The following is a 17385-nucleotide window of genomic DNA, read 5'->3' as shown; positions in this document are numbered from 1 at the left end:
TTAGGGCCAGCTAATTGGGGGGTGTCCCATGGTAGAAACCGACACTGATCTTGCCGCCTTGATCGGCAGCCGCATCTGCCATGACTTGATATCGCCGGTGGGCGCAATCAACAATGGGCTTGAGCTGCTTTTGATGTCGGGCATGAATATGAGCCCCGAAGTCGCGCTGATCGATGAAAGCGTGCGCAACGCCAGTGCGCGGCTGCGGTTCTTTCGCGTGGCTTTCGGCGCGGGCGACGCGCAGCCTGTCCCTGCCCTAGAAATAAGCGGTATCCTGCGTGATCTATATGCTCAGTCCAAATGGCAGGTATCGTGGCCCGACGGCGTCGCCGCGCCGCGCAACGCGCTGCGGATGGTGTTCCTGAGCCTGCTGTGTCTGGAAACGGGGATGCCCTACGGTGGGCAGATCACCATAGATCACCGCGATGCGGGATGGGACATCACCGGCACGGCCGACCGGCTAAGCATCACCGCTGCGCTTTGGGGCGTGCTGGCGGGGCAGTCCCGGGCAGAGCGTCTAACAGCGTCGCAGGTCCAGTTCGGGCTGTTGCCCGCCATCGTGAAAGACAGCGGGCAACTGTTAACATCTATCGTGACAGAAACGACCATCACCGTTGGGATCACGGCTTAGCTGCGCACGGCCCCATCGCCACGCACCAGATACTTGAAGCTGGTCAGCTGCTCGGCACCGACGGGCCCGCGCGCGTGCATTTTGCCGGTGGCGATCCCGATTTCGGCACCCATGCCAAACTCTCCACCATCGGCGAATTGGGTGGAGGCATTGTGCATCAGGATCGCAGAATCCAGCCGCGTCATGAATTTGGTCGCCGCCGCATCGTCTTCGGTGATAATGCAATCGGTGTGGTTCGAGCCGTAGGTGCGGATATGGGTGATCGCATCGTCGATGCTGCCCACGGTTTTCGCCGCGATGATCATATCAAGGTATTCGTGACCCCAATCATCCGCCGTGGCCGGCACCGTACCTTCGATATCGGTCAGCGCGCCATCGGCGCGCACTTCGACGCCAGCGTCCAGCAGCGCCTTGATGACGCCCTTGCCAATCGTCCGCGCCACTTTTTCATGGATCAGCAGACATTCAGCCGAGCCGCAAATGCCGGTGCGGCGGGTCTTGGCGTTCAGAACGACTTTCAAAACCTTCTCGGGGTCGGCGTTTTCATCGATATAGATGTGCACGATGCCTTCGAGGTGGGCAAAGACCGGCACCCGCGCTTCGCGCTGCACCAGACCGACCAGCCCCTTGCCGCCGCGCGGGACGATCACATCAATCGTGTCGGTCATGGTCAGCATCTCGCTCACCGCGGCGCGGTCGCGCGTGGGCACCAGCTGGATTGAATCCGCAGGCAGATCTGCGGCCTCGAGCCCCTGTTGCAAGGCCGCATGGATCGCGCGCGAAGAATGGAAGCTTTCGGAGCCGCCCCGCAGGATCACGGCATTGCCCGCCTTGAGGCAAAGCGCACCGGCATCCGCGGTCACATTCGGGCGCGATTCATAGATCACACCGATGACACCCAAAGGCGTGCGCACGCGCTGGATGTTCAGGCCCGTCGGCTGATCCCATTCGGTCAGCACCTGCCCCACGGGATCATCCTGTGCGGCGATGCTGCGCAGGCTGTCGGCGATGGCACTGATGCGCGCATCATCCAGCAAGAGCCGGTCCATCATCGCGTCAGAGAGACCCTTGTCGCGGCCAAACTCCAGATCTTTGGCGTTCGCGTCCAGAATATCGGCGCTGCTGGCCATCAGCGCGTCGGCGGCTTTTTCAAGCGCGGTCTGCTTTTGGTCGGCACTGGCAAAGCCCAATGTCGCGGCGGCGGCTTTGGCGCGCGCGCCAATATCCGCCATCAACGCGGGAATGTCGTCTGTCTGTGTCATATCCAAGGTCATAACCTAATTACTGCTTTTTTGTCATTTCGGGTTGCCCTCTACCTAAAGCCTTCGGCGAGGATTTTAAACCATTTGGACGTCAGGAAAGCGCAAGATCGTCCCGATGGATCAAAGCAGCACGCCCCGGCGCGCCCAGAATGGTCTCGATCTCCGAGGATTGTCGACCTTTGATCAGCTCTGCCTCTGCTGAGGTATAGCGTGTCAGCCCGTGCCCGATGGGGCGCCCGTCAGGGGCAAGCAGCGCGACGGAGTCGCCGCGCCCGAAGGGGCCGGAAACAGCGGTGACACCGGCGGGCAAAAGCGACTTGCCCTTGGACATAGCAGCCACCGCACCGGCATCCAATGTGACGCTACCGCGTGGTTTGATTGCCGTAATCCATTGTTTGCGCGCGGTTTGGGGGTCGGATTGCGCGGTGAACCAAGTGGCGTTGGCCCCGTTTTCGAGGGTCAGCAAAGGCCGCAAAGGTGATCCTTCGGAGATGGCCATGGCGCAGCCCGCGGCGGTCGCGGTTTTCGCGGCCATCAGCTTTGTCTTCATGCCGCCCTTGGACAGGCCAGAGCCCGCATCGCCCGCCTGCGCCTCGATGTCTGGGGTGATCGTGTCGATCACATCATAGCGGATGGCATCGGGGTCGTCATTGGGGTTGGCAGAATAGAAGCCATCCACATCCGACAGCAGGATCAACCGGTCTGCCGCCACGGTCACGGCGATCTGCGCCGCGAGCCGGTCATTGTCGCCAAAGCGAATCTCGTCCGTGGCGACGGTGTCATTCTCGTTGACGATGGGTACCGCCCCCATGGACAACAGCTGTTCCATCGTGGCGCGGCTGTTGAGATACCGCCGACGATCCGCGCTGTCTTCTAGGGTGACAAGCACCTGCGCGGCGGTGATCCCATAGGGTTCCAGCGCCTCTTCATAGGCGCGGGCGAGACGGATTTGCCCCACCGCGGCCGCGGCTTGGGATTGTTCCAGCGCAAGCGTGGTTGGCGGCAGCCCAAGCACACCACGCCCCAAAGCGATGGAGCCCGAAGACACCAGCACCACATCCTTGCCCTGCTCCTTGAGCCACGCCACATCCTGCGCGAGACTTTGCAGCCAATCGCGGCGCAGCTGGCCGGTGGTCCGATCGACGAGCAGCGCCGAGCCGATTTTTACAACGATACGGGTGCCGTCGCTTAGGGTTGCCAAGGTGCCTCTTCTTCATCTTCGGACCGGAAACGCAGCCGGTCGTCGTCAATCTGGCCACGCAAAGCCCGCAGCACCTCGGTGACGCCTTCGCGGGCGACGCCAGACATCATCATGACCTCTGCGCCGCAGGCTTTTTCCAATTCCTCGCGGGCGGTTACGCGATCATCTTCATCCAGTGCATCAATTTTATTCAGCACGGTGATCCGCGGTTTATCCGCCAGCTCGCCGCCATAGGCTTCGAGTTCGTTGATGATGGTCTGGTAATCTTCGGCAATGGTGTTCGACGTGCCATCAACCAGGTGGAGCAGCACCGCGCAGCGTTCGACATGGCCCAGAAACAGATCGCCCAGACCGCGCCCTTCGGACGCGCCTTCGATCAGGCCGGGGATATCGGCGACGACGAATTCGGTATTATCCACCCCCACAACGCCCAGATTGGGGTGCAGTGTGGTAAACGGGTAATCGGCAATCTTTGGCCGCGCATTCGATGTCGCGGCAAGGAAGGTCGACTTACCCGCGTTCGGCAGGCCGAGCAGACCCACATCCGCGATCAGCTTGAGACGCAGCCACAGCGTGCGGTCCACGCCTTCCTGTCCGGGATTGGCACGGCGCGGTGCCTGGTTCGTCGCGGATTTAAAATGCAGGTTCCCCCAGCCGCCGTTGCCGCCCCGCGCCAGTTCGACCCGCTGACCAAGCTCTGTCATATCCGCCAGCACGGTTTCCTGATCCTCATCAAGGATCTCGGTGCCCACGGGGACGCGCAGGATGATGTCATCGCCATCCTTGCCGGTGCGCTGCTTGCCCATGCCGGGCTGGCCGTTCTTGGCAAAGAAGTGCTGCTGGTAGCGGAAGTCGATCAGCGTGTTCAGCCCGTCGACGGCTTCGGCCCAGACCGATCCGCCCGACCCGCCGTCCCCGCCATCGGGACCACCGTATTCAATGTATTTTTCGCGCCGGAAAGACACGCAACCGCCCCCGCCTGCGCCAGAGCGGATATAGACTTTGCACAGGTCAAGAAACTTCATCAAAAGGGCCTTTCGGGGCACGTGTGGTCATAGTTTATGGCTATACGTCCAGGTTGGTACGCAGGTCTCGCGCGCCAGACAATAGGTTTCCGCATTGCCAAGATAGCGGAAGCCCGCATTTGTCAACACTTTGGCAGAGGCAGGGTTGTCGCGAAACACCGAGGCGAACATATTTTTGTTGCGCAGCGGATTGGCCTGCACCAGCGCCTGTACCGCCTCGGACGCGAGATGCGTGTTCCAGAACGCAGGGGCGACCCAATAGCCGACTTCGGATTGATCGCGGTCCATCCGGATGAGGGAAATCACGCCCATCACCTCGGAGCCGCCGGTTTTCAGCCCGTCCATGACCCAGACATCTTCTGTCCGGGGGGTGCTGGTGGCGCGGGTGATGAAGCTTTCGATCACGCCGGGCGGTAGCGGGTGCGGAATGGATGCGGTGCGCATCGCAACCCGTGGATCGCTGGCATAATGTTCGATCATCCCACGATCCGACATGCGCACAGGGCGCAGGTCAAACCGTTCTGTTTCAATCACTTGCTGTTGCGACACTGTTAAATCTTCCATCGTTATGTCCCTCCTCCGAACAGCACGAACAAGACAGAGGCCACCGTCAAAGCGGCCAAGGTCCACATCAAATATTTCTCCCAAACGGTGCCTGCGACCGTCTTTGCGATCCCCGCACCGGCCAGCGTCCACAAGGGGTGCAGCACGACCTGGCATCCCAGCAGCACGGCGGCCACCGTGGCCGTCGCCGCCAGCGCAGGTGTGCCGGGCGCGATGAAGGCCGTGAAGCTGCCCACGATCATCGCCCAGGCCTTGGGATTCAGCGGGTGGACGATCAGCCCGGCCAGAAAGCCCGGCGCGGCCTCGGTTCGCGCGCCCTGCCCCAACCGCAGGTTCGCAACCTTCCACGCCAGCCAGATGATATAGGCGGCAGAGGCGAATTTCAGCGCGACGAAAACCCCCGGCGCGCGGTCGGCCAGTTGCATCAACCCGAAACCCACTGGCCAGATCACCAGCTGTTTGCCAAGTGCCACGCCCGCGACAAAAGGCAATGCCGCGCGAAAGCCGAAGCGCGCGCCCGTGGCCATCAGCGCCATATTCGCCGGTCCGGGTGTGCCGATCTGGCTTGCCGCGAAGACGATAAAGGATGTCAGGGCGACGCTCATGACTGGCTCTTCTTTTTGCGCTTTTGCCGCGGCTTGGCGTCATAGACGGGCGGAACGTAATCGGGTTTGATCAGCCCGAACAACAGGTTGTCGTGCCATTCGCCCCCCAGAAAAGACGACTGCCGCGCACGCCCTTCGGCGGCAAAGCCGACTTTGGTGAAACAGGCCGCAGCGCGTTCGTTGATGTCGAGCACACGGGCAGAGAGGCGGTGCAGCGACAGCGAGCCAAAGGCGTGGGCCGCAAGCAGATGCAGCGCGCGCGTGCCCAACCCCTTGCCCAGTTTCTTGGGGGCGAGAATGCCGATCGCGACATCGGCGCTGGCGTCCCACGGACGCAGACTGTGCAGGCGCAGCGCACCGATCGTCTTGCCGCGATGTTCGATGACCCAGGCCAGCGGTTCAACCAGCTGCGTTTCATACCAACGTTCGGCCAGCGCCTTGGTCATCACTGGTACGGCGTTCAGCTCTGCCCCGAACATGTGGTGGATTTCGGGCGTGTTTCCAAGCTTGAACCGGGCGTCGATGTCACGGTGTTCGGGCGCGCGCAGACGGATGGTGCCATCGCTCAGCTCGGGGCGGTTTGATCGTGACATAACGGCCCCTCCCTTCCTGGGTGAACACTGGGCGATAAAATGGAAAAGGGACCGGCGTTTCCGCCGATCCCTAAATTTTCAAACCTCTCGGGTGCGGCTTATTCTGCGGCTTCTGCCGCTGGCAGGACCGAGATAAACGTACGGTTCTTCAGCCCCTTGTGGAACTGGACCTTGCCGTCAACGGTTGCGAAGATCGTGTGATCCTTGCCCATGCCAACGCCTTCAGCGGGCCAGTACTTTGTACCGCGCTGACGCACCAGAATGTTGCCGGGAATGACAGCTTCGCCGCCATATTTTTTCACGCCAAGACGACGACCTGCTGAGTCGCGGCCGTTACGGGATGAGCCGCCTGCTTTTTTATGTGCCATTGGTGTCTCTCCTTAGCCTTTTGCGAGTTCTTTGGCCTGTGCGATCCAGTCTTCACGACCGACGCGACCTTTGAACGACAGTTTCTCTTCGATAGCTTCGACGTCAGCGTCTGTCCAAGCAGCGATCTGTGCGAAGGTTGTGATGCCTTCACCGTTCAGCTTGCCAACGATGACGGGGCCAACACCGGAGATCTTGCTCAGATCGTCGGCACCTTCGGCTGCGGGTGCAGCTTTAGCCTTCTTCGCCTTGGCAGGCTTGGCCGATTTCTCTTCGGCCTGATTGTTCTTCACGCGCTTGGCCATTTCGGCCTGATCGGTTTTGTTCAGCGCATAACGCTCTTCCATGGCTGTCACGGCAGCAGCGCTGACGGAACCGGTTCCGATGGCCGCTTTGACGTCGGATTTATCCGCGCCGGACGACAGGATCTCGCCGATCTTGACCAGTGTCAGCTTTTGACGGTGGCCTTTGGTACGCTTGGAAGAGTGCTTCCGGCGGCGCTTGACGAAGTGAATGACTTTCTCGCCCTTGATCTGATCGACGACCTCGGCTTGAACGCCGGCCCCTGCGACCAAAGGAGCACCCAGCTTGGGGGAATCGCCGCCCAGCATGAGAACTTCGTTGAATTGGACTGTTTCGCCTGCGTCAGCAGCCAAACGTTCTACCCGCAGCATATCGCCGGATTGAACTTTGTACTGCTTGCCGCCTGTCTTGATGACCGCAAACATGCGTCTTCCTTTACTGTTTCCGCATCCTGTGGTCCCCGTTCGGGAGTTTGTCGGGCCTTGGCCCACCTCGGACAGCGCATCCCGTTTCGGGATGTTCATGAAATAACAAAGGCACCCGAAACGGGCACCCTTAGGTTGAGGCTTGCCGTATGATGCACCGCCCCCCTGATGTCAAGGGCCAGCACGGGCCTCGCGGGACTTATCGCAAAGGCGGTGCGGCTGGCTATAATTCCTCGGCCACCATGTTCAACGCAACTGCGCGACCAAGTGCATAGGACACGTCTTCGTACGCGGTGCCAAAACCCTCGAACAGCGCTGTGTTCAGGCTGCGCCCCGCATCGCTTTGCGCAAAGGCGATATAGCGGTCAAGCTCTGCATCCTCCAGCGGAGAATACGCCAGCAGCAGATAGCCATAAAGCCAGCCGCGCGTGTCTTGCGCGATCTCTTCTTGCTGCTGCGCCACGTCGGCCAGCATCTCGGCCTCTGTCATCTGCAGCGCGTTGCCATCTGCCATCCCGCGCATGAATTGAAAGTTGGAATTCATCGCGGCGGTGACATTGCGGTCGATCATGTCGCCACTGTCGATCAATGTGGTGATCTGCGCCAGACGTGGGTCGTCGCTGCCCTCAAGGTCATGGAAACCTGCGCGGGCGGCGTCTTCCACCTCGGGGTCGGTGATAGCGGCGCGGGCCTCGTTCTCGAGCGTGATGATCCTTGCGCCCGTTTCTTGCGCGAAAAAGGCAATGACATCCTCGCGGGCCTGCCCTTGCAAGCCCGCATCCAATGCCCCGCGCAGGGTTTCGACGATGCGTTCGGGGTTGTAGATGGCACGCACCTGCAGCGCCCACCCCGCGCCGCCCTGCCCGCCCAGCATATCGCGATCAAGCGTTTCCGCGTTCTCCAACCCCTCGCGCTGCAAAATCTCGGCCAAGTCGCCAAGACGCAGGACATCCACCAGCACGGTTGACCGCGCATCGGCCCAAAGCGGCAGCGCCAGCATCCACAGGCCAGCAGCAAGAACAAAGGCGCGCATGGTTACAGGTCCTGACTGGGTTGCATGGTGCCAAGCCGCTGTGCGACCTCTTCAAACCGGTTCGCCATGATCTCGAACTGCACGGCGTTCATCAGCGCGTAGACCTCCTGCATCTGCGGATCTTCCAGCGCCTTGGCATAGACCAACACTTCTTCGTCGGAAAACGCCTGATAGGTATAGGCCGCCCTCGCCAGCGCATTCTCTTTGATAGAGGCGCGCATCTCGGGCTCTTGCGCGCGCATCGCTTCGCGCAGGTCAGGTTCTTCCATCTGTAATTCGATCACACCCGCGGCCGCCGCTGCCATCAGGAACCGGATCTGCACCTCTTGCAGCGCCTTGATCGAGCTCTCCTCGACATCGCTCGCCCCGGTCAGACGCGCCAACAGATCCACACGCGGAGAATCGATCCCGCGCAGCCCGTTCAGGATCGCATCGCCCGCCTCTGCCTTCGCGGCATCGTCTTCCTCCATATGCGACGCATTTTCGGCGGCCACCAGGCGTTGGCCCAGATCGCTGGCGTAGAAATCCGAGGCATGTTCCAGCGCATCATCGCTGAGCGCCTGCGCCAGAATACCGGCGCCCATGTCCAGCATCAAATCCGTCTCGAATACCTCGCGCACCAGACGCGACCATTCAGAGCCGAAGGCGTCCGCATCAATCCCCAGCATTTGCGGCGCGGAATCAGCAGACAGCCGGATGCTTTCAAGGGCGACATCAAACCCCGTGACTTCCAGAAATGCATCGACCCTTTCCCTGTCGGCGGCCCGTGCCATCGGTGCAATCAGCGATACCATGACCGCCAATCCAAAACATAAAGTTAACGGCAAACGGGACAGTCGGCGCATCAGGGCATTCCTTTCAAGTTGATCCACCCCAAGAGCTTAGGCGAAATCCATCTGTCAGCAATGAAATTCCCCGTGTCCGCGAAAACTGGCCTAGCCCCCCTTGCCACCCCGCAAAATCCATCCTAAACGGACGCACCACACCGATGCGGAGAGGTGCCGGAGTGGTCGAACGGGGCGGTCTCGAAAACCGTTGAGCCTTCACGGGTTCCCAGGGTTCGAATCCCTGTCTCTCCGCCATTTCACCCTGACAGTTTATGTCTACCCCTTGCGGGACAAGCCGTCGCCTTGGTCGCAGGCCCCTGTGGCGCGGTGCGCTGTCAAAATCCGCGATCAGGGGCGTGATGCTGCACCCGCCCGCGTCAAAAATCCCCCGGCGCGCATTGCAGGCAGGCAAGCCCCTCGGCACGCCATGCGTCAACGACCGAACTGCGATCATCGATGACCAGCCAGGGGGCCAGCCCGTCCGCTTGCATTTGCGCCAGCGCTTGGCGTTTGACCTCCGGATCGCTTGCGGCGTCCTGATCCTTGGCGCGCAGGTAGACGCCGTCGAAGGGCAGATCGTGTTTGTGCAGCCAGGCGATCGTGTGTTCCGCCCAACCGTCAGGGCGGCCCGAGCAGATGACGATCGTCTCGCCGCTTTGCTTCAGGCGGCGCATCAGTTTGGCGATGGGTGCAATCAGCGGGGCGTCGGCCATCGCCATGTGGAAGGCATCCCATTGCTTCTCGACGCCATGCACCAGATGACCCAGCTTTGCCGCGTCGAACTCGGCCAGAGTGCCGTCGACGTCAAATACCACGCAAGGTGTCAGGGGGGCGGATGTCATAGCTCTTTCTCCTCAAAAAATGTGCCCGACCGCTGAAACAGGATCGGGATGGCGTTTGGCGGGCGTGTGTCCGCGTCATGGGGTGTCCACAGCACGCGCGCGGCGCGAATGATACCGGAATGGCAGACCAGCACCGGAAGGTGGCCGGCGGGCGTGGCGGCACAGGCCTCGTGGATCGCGCCTGCGACACGATCAAGCATGGCGGGCCAGCTTTCGCCGCCTTCGGGGGTGTCTTCGCGTATGGGTTGCTGCGACAGCGGCTGCCCCTCGAACGCCCCCCAATCGCGTTCGCGCAACGCGGAAATCACGGTAAAACCGCGCTGCGCAAAGGCAAGCTTGCAGGTTTCTCGCGCCCGTGCGGCGGGGCTGGCGAAAAGCGTGACCGGCTGCGGCCAGCGACGACGGGCCAGCGCGCGCGCCTGATCGCGGCCACGGGCGGTCAGCGCGACATCGGTCACCCCTGCGATGATGCTTTGCGCATTGGCGGTCGTCTCCCCGTGGCGTATCAGGCAAAAGTCCGAGGGCGGAAGCGCGGCCCCCCTCACAGGCGCACCAGGTCATGCATGAAAACCTCGACGCCCAGATCCTCGATCAGGTAATCCTCGGGCTGGGTGCAGAAGGCTGGCGCAAAGCGTTTCGCGCCAAGCCGTTCCAGCATACGCACCTGATCACGTAGCGGCGGGTGTACGTTCCAGCGTTGGAAATATCCCCCCGGCACGCTGCAGATCCCGCGGGCATGGGCGGTCATATGGCCGGTAAAGACCACATGCGCGTCGCGCCCCAAACGGCCGCTTTCATGCCAGGCGCGCACATAGCCCCAGGCGGCACCGCCATCGGCATTGGGGGTGTCGCAGACAAGAAAACGCGCCTCGTCCAGCGGGCCGCGCGCCAGCAGCGGGGCGATCTTGGCCGCATCCACGCCAAGCGTGCCGCTGCGCAGACCCGTCGCCAGCACCGCCTGACATTCAGGGTCCAGCATGACGCTGGCGTGACCATAGCGCCGGATCAGGTGCAGGGCCATTTCGCCCGCCCTGCCCGATGGCGGCACTGGCAAAAGCACCTGCCCCTCAAGCCCGTCTAGCAAGGCGTCAAGTGCTGCAAATCTTTCGGTCTGGGGCACATCGTCAAGCTGGTAGGAACAGTCTAGGATCGCCGTCGCCGCGGGGGGCGGAAGATCCAGCGGGAACCAGTCGGATTCCTCGGACCAGTCGCCCGAGTAGAACAGCCCCTCGCCCAAGGCGAAATGCATCCAGACACCGCCCATGGCGTGCCCGTTGCGGCCTGTGGTCAGCTGCACGCCGTCGATCACGGATACCCCCTGTTCGGGCAGCAGGTTGACCTTGGCGGCAGGGGGCAGCGCCTTGGCGGTTTGCGCGGTGGCATAGATCGGCAGCCCCGCCTCTACCGCATAGATCGCCCCGCCGATGTGGTCGATATGGTCGTGGGTGATAAAGACCGCATCCGCGCCCTTCAGCCAGCGCGGGTCAAAATGGGCGTGGGCCTCGGGGCCAAAGCCGCAGTCCAGCAGCCAGCGCCGATTGCCCGTGTTCAATTGCATGCATGCGGGGCCCTTGTCCCCGATGCCGGAAAGTACTCTTACGCTTTGCATTTATTCCTCGGAGAATGCCCATGGGGTGGTGATCGTCAGGCCAAGCTGCATGCCGACATCAAACCGTGCCCGTGTTTCAGCCAGCAGACGCGTGCCGCAGTCCGCGACGGTTTCCAGAAGGTATTTGCCGCCCAGATAGGTCACCCGCGCCACTTTGGCGCGCAGGTCGCCGGTTTCGCTGATGGTCAGGTTTTCGGGGCGCAGGCAGACATGGCTAGGCAGGTCATCCCCGCTTTGCACGGCGATCCGCGTCCCCAGGACATGGCCGTGCAGGGCGCTATCGCTCTTTTCGACCCCGCGCATGGGCACCACCGTGCCGCGCCCGACGAATTCGGCGACAAAGCGGTTCTTGGGGCGTTCATACAGCGTTTGGGGCGTGTCGAACTGCTTGATGCGGCCCTTGTCCATCACGGCGATCCGGTCGGCCATGGCCATCGCCTCTGATTGATCGTGGGTGACATAGACCATCGTCGCGCCGGTGCGCTTGTGGAAATCGGTGAACACCGTTTGCATCGACGCCCGCAGCGCCACATCAAGGTTGGCCAGCGGTTCGTCCAGCAGCACCGCATCGGGGTGCGACACCAGACAGCGCGCCAAAGCGACCCGCTGACGCTGCCCGCCCGACAGTTCGGAGGGCATCCGGTCGGCATAGTCCGTCAGCCCCGTCGCCTGTAACGCCTGATCGGTCTGCGCAGCGATCTCGGCCTTGGAAAAACGCCGGATCTCCAGCGGATAGGACACATTGCGCCGCACGTTCATATGGGGCCAAAGCGCGTAGGACTGGAATACGAAACCGATGTTGCGATCCTCGGGCGGGACCATGCGGTTGCCGGCCACATGCGCGACCTCGCGCGGGCCGATAGAAATCTGCCCCGTCGTCGGCATTTCGAACCCCGCAAGCAGGCGCAGCAGCGTGGTCTTGCCGCAGCCCGACGGCCCCAGCAGGGCGACGAATTCGCCATCCTTGAACGTGGTGGTGATGTCATGCAGCGCGGGGGCACCGGCGAATGATTTGCCAAGCGCGGACAGGCTTATGTCTGCCATGGGACTACTCCTTTGGGGAAACGTCGGGACATCAGCTGCACCAGCACCATCAGCGCCATAACCACCAGTACGATGGTCATCGCCAGCGCGCTGGCCATTGCGGTCTCGCCACTGTCGTCCAGATTGAAAATGACCACGCCCAACGTCTCGGTCCCCGAGGACCAGAGCAGCGCGGAAACCGTGAGCTCGTTAAACGCGGTGAGAAACACAAGGATCGCCCCTGCCGCCGCCGCCGGAGCCGAGAGCGGCACGATCACATCGCGCAGCCGCTGGAACAGCGATGCCCCCACCGATTGCGCGGCTTCGCCCATGGCAGGATCCAACTGCTTGAGGCTCGCTTGCACGGGGCGGAACATCACCGCAAAGAACCGCGCCAGATAGGCCAAGAAGATGATCCAGATCGTGCCGTACAGCGTCGCATCGGTGAACGGCAGCTTGATCAGCAGCAGGATCATCGCAATCGACAACACCACTCCGGGCAAGGCATAGGGCAGATCCAGCAGGCTGTCGAACAGCCGCGACAGCCGCGTCGGGTTCCGCTCCATCAGCCACGCCAGCGGCAGGCAGAGCAGCATGAGAACAACCGCCGCGCCGATCGCCAGACCAAAGGAGTTCGCAAAGGCCCGCGTCGTGACCGGCTGGCGCAGCAGGACCTCGGTCCACGCCTGAAGGGTTACGGTGTCAAGCCGCAGTGGCACGCCATAGGCAGGCACCAGCGACGTCGCCAGCAGGCCGAACATGGGCAGCACAAGGATCGTGCAGACCACGGCCCATAGCAACACCTCGACCGGCAGACGCGCCGCCCCGAGCGGAATCGCCAAGGGGCGCGACGTGGCCCCCACCAGATAGACCCGTTGGCGTGATTGGAAGAATCGTTGCGTCAGGATGCCCGTGACAGCCACCGCACCGATCAGCATGGCGAGGATCGATACCTCGGCCAGCACGCTGGTGCCCATGCCCGCCAGCTTTTGGTAAACCAGCGTCGGCAGGGTCGCATAGCCCGCCGGAATACCCAGCATCGCGGGAATGCCAAAGTTGCCAAGGGCGGTGACAAAGGTGATCGCCGTTCCCGCGGCCAAACTGGGCAGGGTCAGGGGCATGACCACCTGCCACCACGTGCGCAGCCCCCGCGCGCCACTGATGCGCGCCGCTTCGACCACCTCTTGCGGGATGGCGCGCAGACCTGCACGCAGGGTCAGGAAAATAATCGACATATGCTGGATGCCCAGCAACAGAATGATACCTTGCGCCGAATAAAGCGGCTGCGGCGACCCCAGTGGCGGTGCCAGCCCCAAGGTCTTGAGCAACACCGACGACGGCCCCATGATCTGGGTCCAGGACAGCGCGGTGATCTGGGGCGGGATCATCATCGGGATCATCAGGCAGAACACCAGCGCCGCCTTGGCGCGCAGATCGGTCAGCGCCACCAGAAACGCAAAGGCAGACCCCAGAACCACCGAGACCAAAGTGCCAAACCCTGCGGTCACCAGCGAATGTTTCAGCGCGCTCAGCGTCGATGGTTGGCGCAGCACCTCGCCCGCGAGCGACAGGCCAACTGCGCCCTGATCCGTCACCCCTTCGACAAACAGGCGCAGCACCGGCGCAAGAGTCAGGCTGATTGCCACAATCAAAATGGTAGAGAGCAGCCACCCCTCGGACCGGCTGCCCCCGTTTTTTGTCAGAACGCCCATTACTCGGCGCCAAACAGCTCTGTGAATTTGGACTTGTTGGCTTCGGCGTCCTTCAACGCGGTCGCGGGATCGAAACCCATCAGTTTGATGTCTTCGCGCGCAGGGAAGCCGGCGGGCACGCCCATGCCGTCGCGTGCGGGGATATAGCCCATCTCAAGCACCACATCCTGACCTTCCGCGCTCAGCAGGAAATCGACGAACTTCTGTGCGCCTTCGACGTTCTTGGCGGTCGACATGATCGCCACAGGCTCGGTCACATAGGATACGCCTTCGGTCGGGAAGACGAATTCGACAGGCGACCCTTCGGCCTTGTTGCGGATCGCGAGGAAGTCGACGACCATGCCATAAGGTTTCTCGCCCGAGGCCACGGCCTTGAACGTGCCGCCGTTGCCGCCTTGGGCGCGGGCGTCGTTTTCCGCCAGTTGTTCGTAATAGCCCCAGCCAAGGCTGTCATCGCCTGTCAGGGTTGCCAGATGGATCAGCGCCGCACCGGAATACAGCGGGGACGGCATGGCCACCTGCCCTTTCAGGGCCGCATCGCTCAGGTCGTTCCACGAGGTCGGAGCCGTCTCGACGCCGGTGTTATAGACGATACCTGTCGTGATCAGCTTGGTCGAGTGATAGAAGCCGTCGGCAGAATACAGCGCGCTGTCATAATTGGCAGCCTCGGGGGATTGGTAGGCGGTCAGCAGACCGTCTTGGGCCATGCCCTCCAGCGTCACGGTGTCGGCGATCAGCAGCACGTCGGGCTGCGGGTTGCCTGCCTCGATCTCGGCGCGCAGACGGGCCATCAGTTTGGTCGTGCCGTCGCGGACCCATTCGACATCGGTATCGGGGTTGGCGGCTTTGAACGCGTCCACAGTCTGCTGCGCATCTGCATTGGGCTGCGAGGTGTAAAGTGTGATTGTATCTGCAAGGGCCGTGCTGGCCATCAGGGCAAAAGCGGTGGTGGTGAGGATGGTTTTCATGGGGCTCTCCTGAAAAGTAGCTTTCGTACGAAAGCATTTCACGCTCGCCTTATTCCCATCTTACGCTACAGATTTATGACATTTACGTAACAGATTTAATTATATTGCGCCGTGGACGGGGTCGCTCTAGTGTCCGGCTAACCTTGAGTTGTTTTCGAAGGAAAATAGATGGCGCGACCTACTCTGACCGACCGGCGCGACAGGATCATTGCGCTGCTGTCGCAGAACGACGCTTTGTCCCCTGCCGAACTATCGCAGCGTTTGGACGTTTCGGTGCAGACCATCCGCGCCGACCTGCGCGACCTTGACGACGCGGCACTGGTGCAGCGCCGCAAGGGAAAGGTGCAGCTGCGCCAGCAAAGCGAGAATATCGGCTACCTGCCCCGCGAAACCATCGCGCGACAGGAAAAGCAGCGCATCGCCTTGGCGGTCAAGAACCTGATCCCCGATGGCGCACGGGTGGCGCTTGGGACGGGGACCACGGTTGAGCATTGCGCGCGGTTTCTGTCGTCGCACAAGGACCTATTCGTCGCGACCAATAGCATCCACGCGGTGTGCGCCCTGCAGAATGCCGCGGGCGTGATGGTGGAGCTGGCGGGCGGCAATGTACGGATGCGCGATCTGGATCTGATCGGCGCTGCAGCGCTGGCGTTTTTTGCGGGTTACCGCATGGATTACGCCGTGTTCAGCTGTGGCGGGCTGTCGGGGTCGGGCGCGGTGATGGACTATAACTCGGACGAGGTGCTGGCGCGCAAGGCGATTGCGGGCTGCGCCAAGACAACGATCCTGGTGGCCGATCAGGGCAAGGCGGAGTTGGACCTTGCCTGCCAGCACGGGGAGATCTGGGCCTATGATTACCTTGTCACAGGGGCCGCGCTGTCGCCCGATCTGCTGTCCCGCGCCGCCGCCCATGGGTGCACGGTGATCAAGGTCTAGTCCCTAGCCCGTGACACGCCGTAGAAAAGATTGCGTGCGCGGGTCTTTGGGCGCATCAAGCAGTTCTGCCGGTGGGCCCTGTTCGACAATCCGCCCCTCGTCCATAAAGACGATCCGATCCGCAATCTCGCGCGCGAACTGGATCTCGTGCGTGACGATCAGCATGGTCTGCCGTTTCTCGGCCACGCGCCGCATGAGGTCAAGCACCTCTCCCACCCATTCGGGGTCCAGCGCCGAGGTCGGTTCGTCAAACAGCATCAGATCCGCATCCAGCGCCATCGCGCGGCCGATGCCCACCCGTTGCTGCTGGCCGCCCGACAGTGCAGCGGGGTAGCTGTCGGCTTTCTCGAACAGACCGGTTTCGCGCAGCGTCGCATCGGCACGGGCGTTGGCCTCGGCCTTGCTATAGCCCTGAACGGTGATCAGCGCCTGAGTGATATTCTCGCGCGCGGTCTTGTTGGCGAACAGCGCATAGTTCTGGAACACGAAGGACGTGCGCCGCCGCAGCGCCAGAATATCGGCGCGTTTCGCCGTAGCTGCATCGACAGACATATCGCCAATGCGGATGATGCCCGCGTCAGGCGCGTCAAGAAAGTTCAGGCAGCGCAGCAAGGTGGACTTCCCCGTGCCCGACGGCCCGATGATCACCACCCGTTCGCCTTGGGCGATATCAAGCGAGATGTCTTTCAGCACGGCGGTGCTGCCAAAGGATTTGGTCAGGCCGGATATGGTGATCCCGTCATTCGTCGCCCTGCCCGTCGCTGGATTGCTCTGTGTATTGGTCATCGCGCATGTGCCTTGTTCAGATAGACCTCTAAGTGACGCTGTGCGAAGGCCAATGTCTCGACCATGACCCAATAGATCGCGGCGACGACGAGAAAGGCTTCGAAGTAGAGGAAGCTGCCCGCCGCCTCTTTCTGGGTCGCCCCCATCAGTTCGGTCACGCCAAGGGTAAAAGCCAGCGAGGTGCCTTTGATCATATCGATAAAGTAGTTCACCAAAGTCGGTGCCGCGACCCGCGAGGCCTGAGGCAAAATAATCTGGCGCATCATCTGGCCTTGGGTCATGCCAACGGCCTGCGCGGCCTCCCACTGGCTGCGGTCCACACCCAGAATGGCGGCGCGGATGCTTTCCGCCATATAGGCCGAGAAATGCAGCGTCAGCCCCATGATGGTCGCGGTGACGCCGTCGATCTTGCCCAGAAAGCTCAGGACTTGCGGCAGGCCGTAGTAGAACAGGAACAACTGCACCAACAACGGCGTGCCGCGAAAGAAGCTGATGAACAGCCGCACAAAAACGTCGAGGACCGGAACCCGAAACACCCGTTCAACCGCGAGCACAGAGGCCAGCACCAATGCGCAGACCATGCCCACAAACGCCATGAACAGCGTCAGCGGGACATAGCCCAGCAACACGGGCAGCAGGCCCCACATATATTCGAAATCCAGTCCCCGCATCTT

General features: G+C 62.0%; 20 protein-coding genes and 1 tRNA gene. 3 read left to right on the top strand and 18 right to left on the bottom strand.

Annotated elements, in window-relative coordinates; all coding sequences use genetic code 11:
- Window positions 1-28 precede the first annotated feature (28 nt).
- Window positions 29-631 (top strand): histidine phosphotransferase family protein, encoded by a 603-nt coding sequence (locus tag AADW22_RS09975; protein ID WP_289081091.1) that lies wholly within the window; start codon window positions 29-31, stop codon window positions 629-631.
- Here the strand turns inward: AADW22_RS09975 and AADW22_RS09970 are convergent.
- The 10 genes from AADW22_RS09970 to AADW22_RS09925 all read right to left on the bottom strand — a co-directional run bounded on the left by AADW22_RS09970 (window position 628) and on the right by AADW22_RS09925 (window position 8802).
- Entirely contained in the window at window positions 628-1905 is a 1278-nt protein-coding gene (locus AADW22_RS09970; protein WP_407473620.1) for a glutamate-5-semialdehyde dehydrogenase, read from the bottom strand. The genes AADW22_RS09975 and AADW22_RS09970 overlap by 4 nt on opposite strands.
- Before the next feature lie 79 nt (window positions 1906-1984).
- Entirely contained in the window at window positions 1985-3094 is a 1110-nt protein-coding gene (proB, locus tag AADW22_RS09965; protein WP_289081093.1) for a glutamate 5-kinase, read from the bottom strand.
- Entirely contained in the window at window positions 3082-4119 is a 1038-nt protein-coding gene (gene obgE / locus AADW22_RS09960; RefSeq protein WP_289081094.1) for a GTPase ObgE, read from the bottom strand. The genes proB and obgE overlap by 13 nt, the downstream gene beginning before the upstream one ends.
- Before the next feature lie 27 nt (window positions 4120-4146).
- Complete coding sequence (locus AADW22_RS09955) at window positions 4147-4683, bottom strand: GNAT family N-acetyltransferase (RefSeq protein WP_005853576.1); 537 nt, start codon at window positions 4681-4683, stop codon at window positions 4147-4149.
- Between the two features lie 2 nt (window positions 4684-4685).
- Complete coding sequence (locus AADW22_RS09950) at window positions 4686-5288, bottom strand: LysE family translocator (protein ID WP_407473619.1); 603 nt, start codon at window positions 5286-5288, stop codon at window positions 4686-4688.
- Complete coding sequence (locus AADW22_RS09945; protein WP_260002483.1) at window positions 5285-5881, bottom strand: GNAT family N-acetyltransferase; 597 nt, start codon at window positions 5879-5881, stop codon at window positions 5285-5287. The genes AADW22_RS09950 and AADW22_RS09945 overlap by 4 nt, the downstream gene beginning before the upstream one ends.
- 98 nt (window positions 5882-5979) lie before the next feature.
- Window positions 5980-6249 carry a 50S ribosomal protein L27 gene (gene rpmA / locus AADW22_RS09940; protein WP_005853571.1) on the bottom strand — a complete coding sequence of 90 codons (270 nt, stop codon included), beginning with the start codon at window positions 6247-6249 and terminating at the stop codon, window positions 5980-5982.
- A 12-nt stretch (window positions 6250-6261) separates the two neighbouring features.
- Window positions 6262-6975, bottom strand: a complete 714-nt coding sequence (locus tag AADW22_RS09935) for a 50S ribosomal protein L21 (RefSeq protein WP_005853569.1) — start codon at window positions 6973-6975, stop codon at window positions 6262-6264.
- 223 nt (window positions 6976-7198) lie between these two features.
- Window positions 7199-8008 (bottom strand): hypothetical protein, encoded by an 810-nt coding sequence (locus tag AADW22_RS09930; RefSeq protein WP_407473618.1) that lies wholly within the window; start codon window positions 8006-8008, stop codon window positions 7199-7201.
- Between the two features lie 2 nt (window positions 8009-8010).
- Window positions 8011-8802 (bottom strand): DUF2059 domain-containing protein, encoded by a 792-nt coding sequence (locus AADW22_RS09925; protein ID WP_407473617.1) that lies wholly within the window; start codon window positions 8800-8802, stop codon window positions 8011-8013.
- Window positions 8803-9000: 198 nt separating this feature from the next.
- Between AADW22_RS09925 and AADW22_RS09920 the strand changes: the two genes are divergently transcribed.
- A tRNA-Ser gene (locus AADW22_RS09920) sits at window positions 9001-9090 on the top strand.
- A 122-nt stretch (window positions 9091-9212) separates the two neighbouring features.
- Here the strand turns inward: AADW22_RS09920 and AADW22_RS09915 are convergent.
- The 6 genes from AADW22_RS09915 to AADW22_RS09890 are packed head-to-tail and all read right to left on the bottom strand — an operon-like array spanning window position 9213 to window position 14989.
- Window positions 9213-9677, bottom strand: coding sequence for an HAD family acid phosphatase (locus tag AADW22_RS09915; RefSeq protein ID WP_037944292.1), 465 nt, complete (start codon window positions 9675-9677; stop codon window positions 9213-9215).
- Window positions 9674-10222, bottom strand: coding sequence for a histidine phosphatase family protein (locus tag AADW22_RS09910; RefSeq protein ID WP_407473616.1), 549 nt, complete (start codon window positions 10220-10222; stop codon window positions 9674-9676). Before AADW22_RS09910 ends, AADW22_RS09915 begins: the two co-directional genes overlap by 4 nt.
- Window positions 10219-11235 (bottom strand): MBL fold metallo-hydrolase, encoded by a 1017-nt coding sequence (locus tag AADW22_RS09905; protein WP_407473615.1) that lies wholly within the window; start codon window positions 11233-11235, stop codon window positions 10219-10221. Before AADW22_RS09905 ends, AADW22_RS09910 begins: the two co-directional genes overlap by 4 nt.
- 51 nt (window positions 11236-11286) lie before the next feature.
- A complete protein-coding gene (locus tag AADW22_RS09900) occupies window positions 11287-12330 on the bottom strand; it encodes an ABC transporter ATP-binding protein (RefSeq protein WP_407473614.1) in 1044 nt (347 codons plus the stop codon).
- Window positions 12318-14021: an iron ABC transporter permease gene (locus AADW22_RS09895; protein ID WP_184582073.1), complete on the bottom strand. Its 1704-nt coding sequence runs from the start codon at window positions 14019-14021 to the stop codon at window positions 12318-12320. The genes AADW22_RS09900 and AADW22_RS09895 overlap by 13 nt, the downstream gene beginning before the upstream one ends.
- On the bottom strand, window positions 14021-14989 hold the full coding sequence (locus tag AADW22_RS09890) for an ABC transporter substrate-binding protein (protein WP_407473613.1): 969 nt from the start codon (window positions 14987-14989) through the stop codon (window positions 14021-14023). The genes AADW22_RS09895 and AADW22_RS09890 overlap by 1 nt, the downstream gene beginning before the upstream one ends.
- A gap of 168 nt (window positions 14990-15157) precedes the next feature.
- On the opposite strand from AADW22_RS09890, the gene AADW22_RS09885 reads away from it, so the two are divergent.
- The gene (locus AADW22_RS09885) at window positions 15158-15925 is read left to right on the top strand and encodes a DeoR/GlpR family DNA-binding transcription regulator (RefSeq protein WP_037944287.1); all 768 of its coding nucleotides are present in this window, start codon (window positions 15158-15160) and stop codon (window positions 15923-15925) included.
- Window positions 15926-15928: 3 nt separating this feature from the next.
- Here the strand turns inward: AADW22_RS09885 and AADW22_RS09880 are convergent, their stop codons facing one another.
- A complete protein-coding gene (locus AADW22_RS09880; RefSeq protein WP_407473612.1) occupies window positions 15929-16711 on the bottom strand; it encodes an amino acid ABC transporter ATP-binding protein in 783 nt (260 codons plus the stop codon).
- Window positions 16708-17382: an amino acid ABC transporter permease gene (locus AADW22_RS09875; protein WP_005853555.1), complete on the bottom strand. Its 675-nt coding sequence runs from the start codon at window positions 17380-17382 to the stop codon at window positions 16708-16710. Before AADW22_RS09875 ends, AADW22_RS09880 begins: the two co-directional genes overlap by 4 nt.
- Window positions 17383-17385 lie beyond the last annotated feature (3 nt).

Source organism: Sulfitobacter sp. PM12, from assembly GCF_045586035.1.
GTDB classification, from domain to species: domain Bacteria; phylum Pseudomonadota; class Alphaproteobacteria; order Rhodobacterales; family Rhodobacteraceae; genus Sulfitobacter; species Sulfitobacter pontiacus.
The sequence above is the reverse complement of the archived record's forward strand: the minus strand, read 5'-3'. Positions and strand labels throughout refer to the sequence as shown.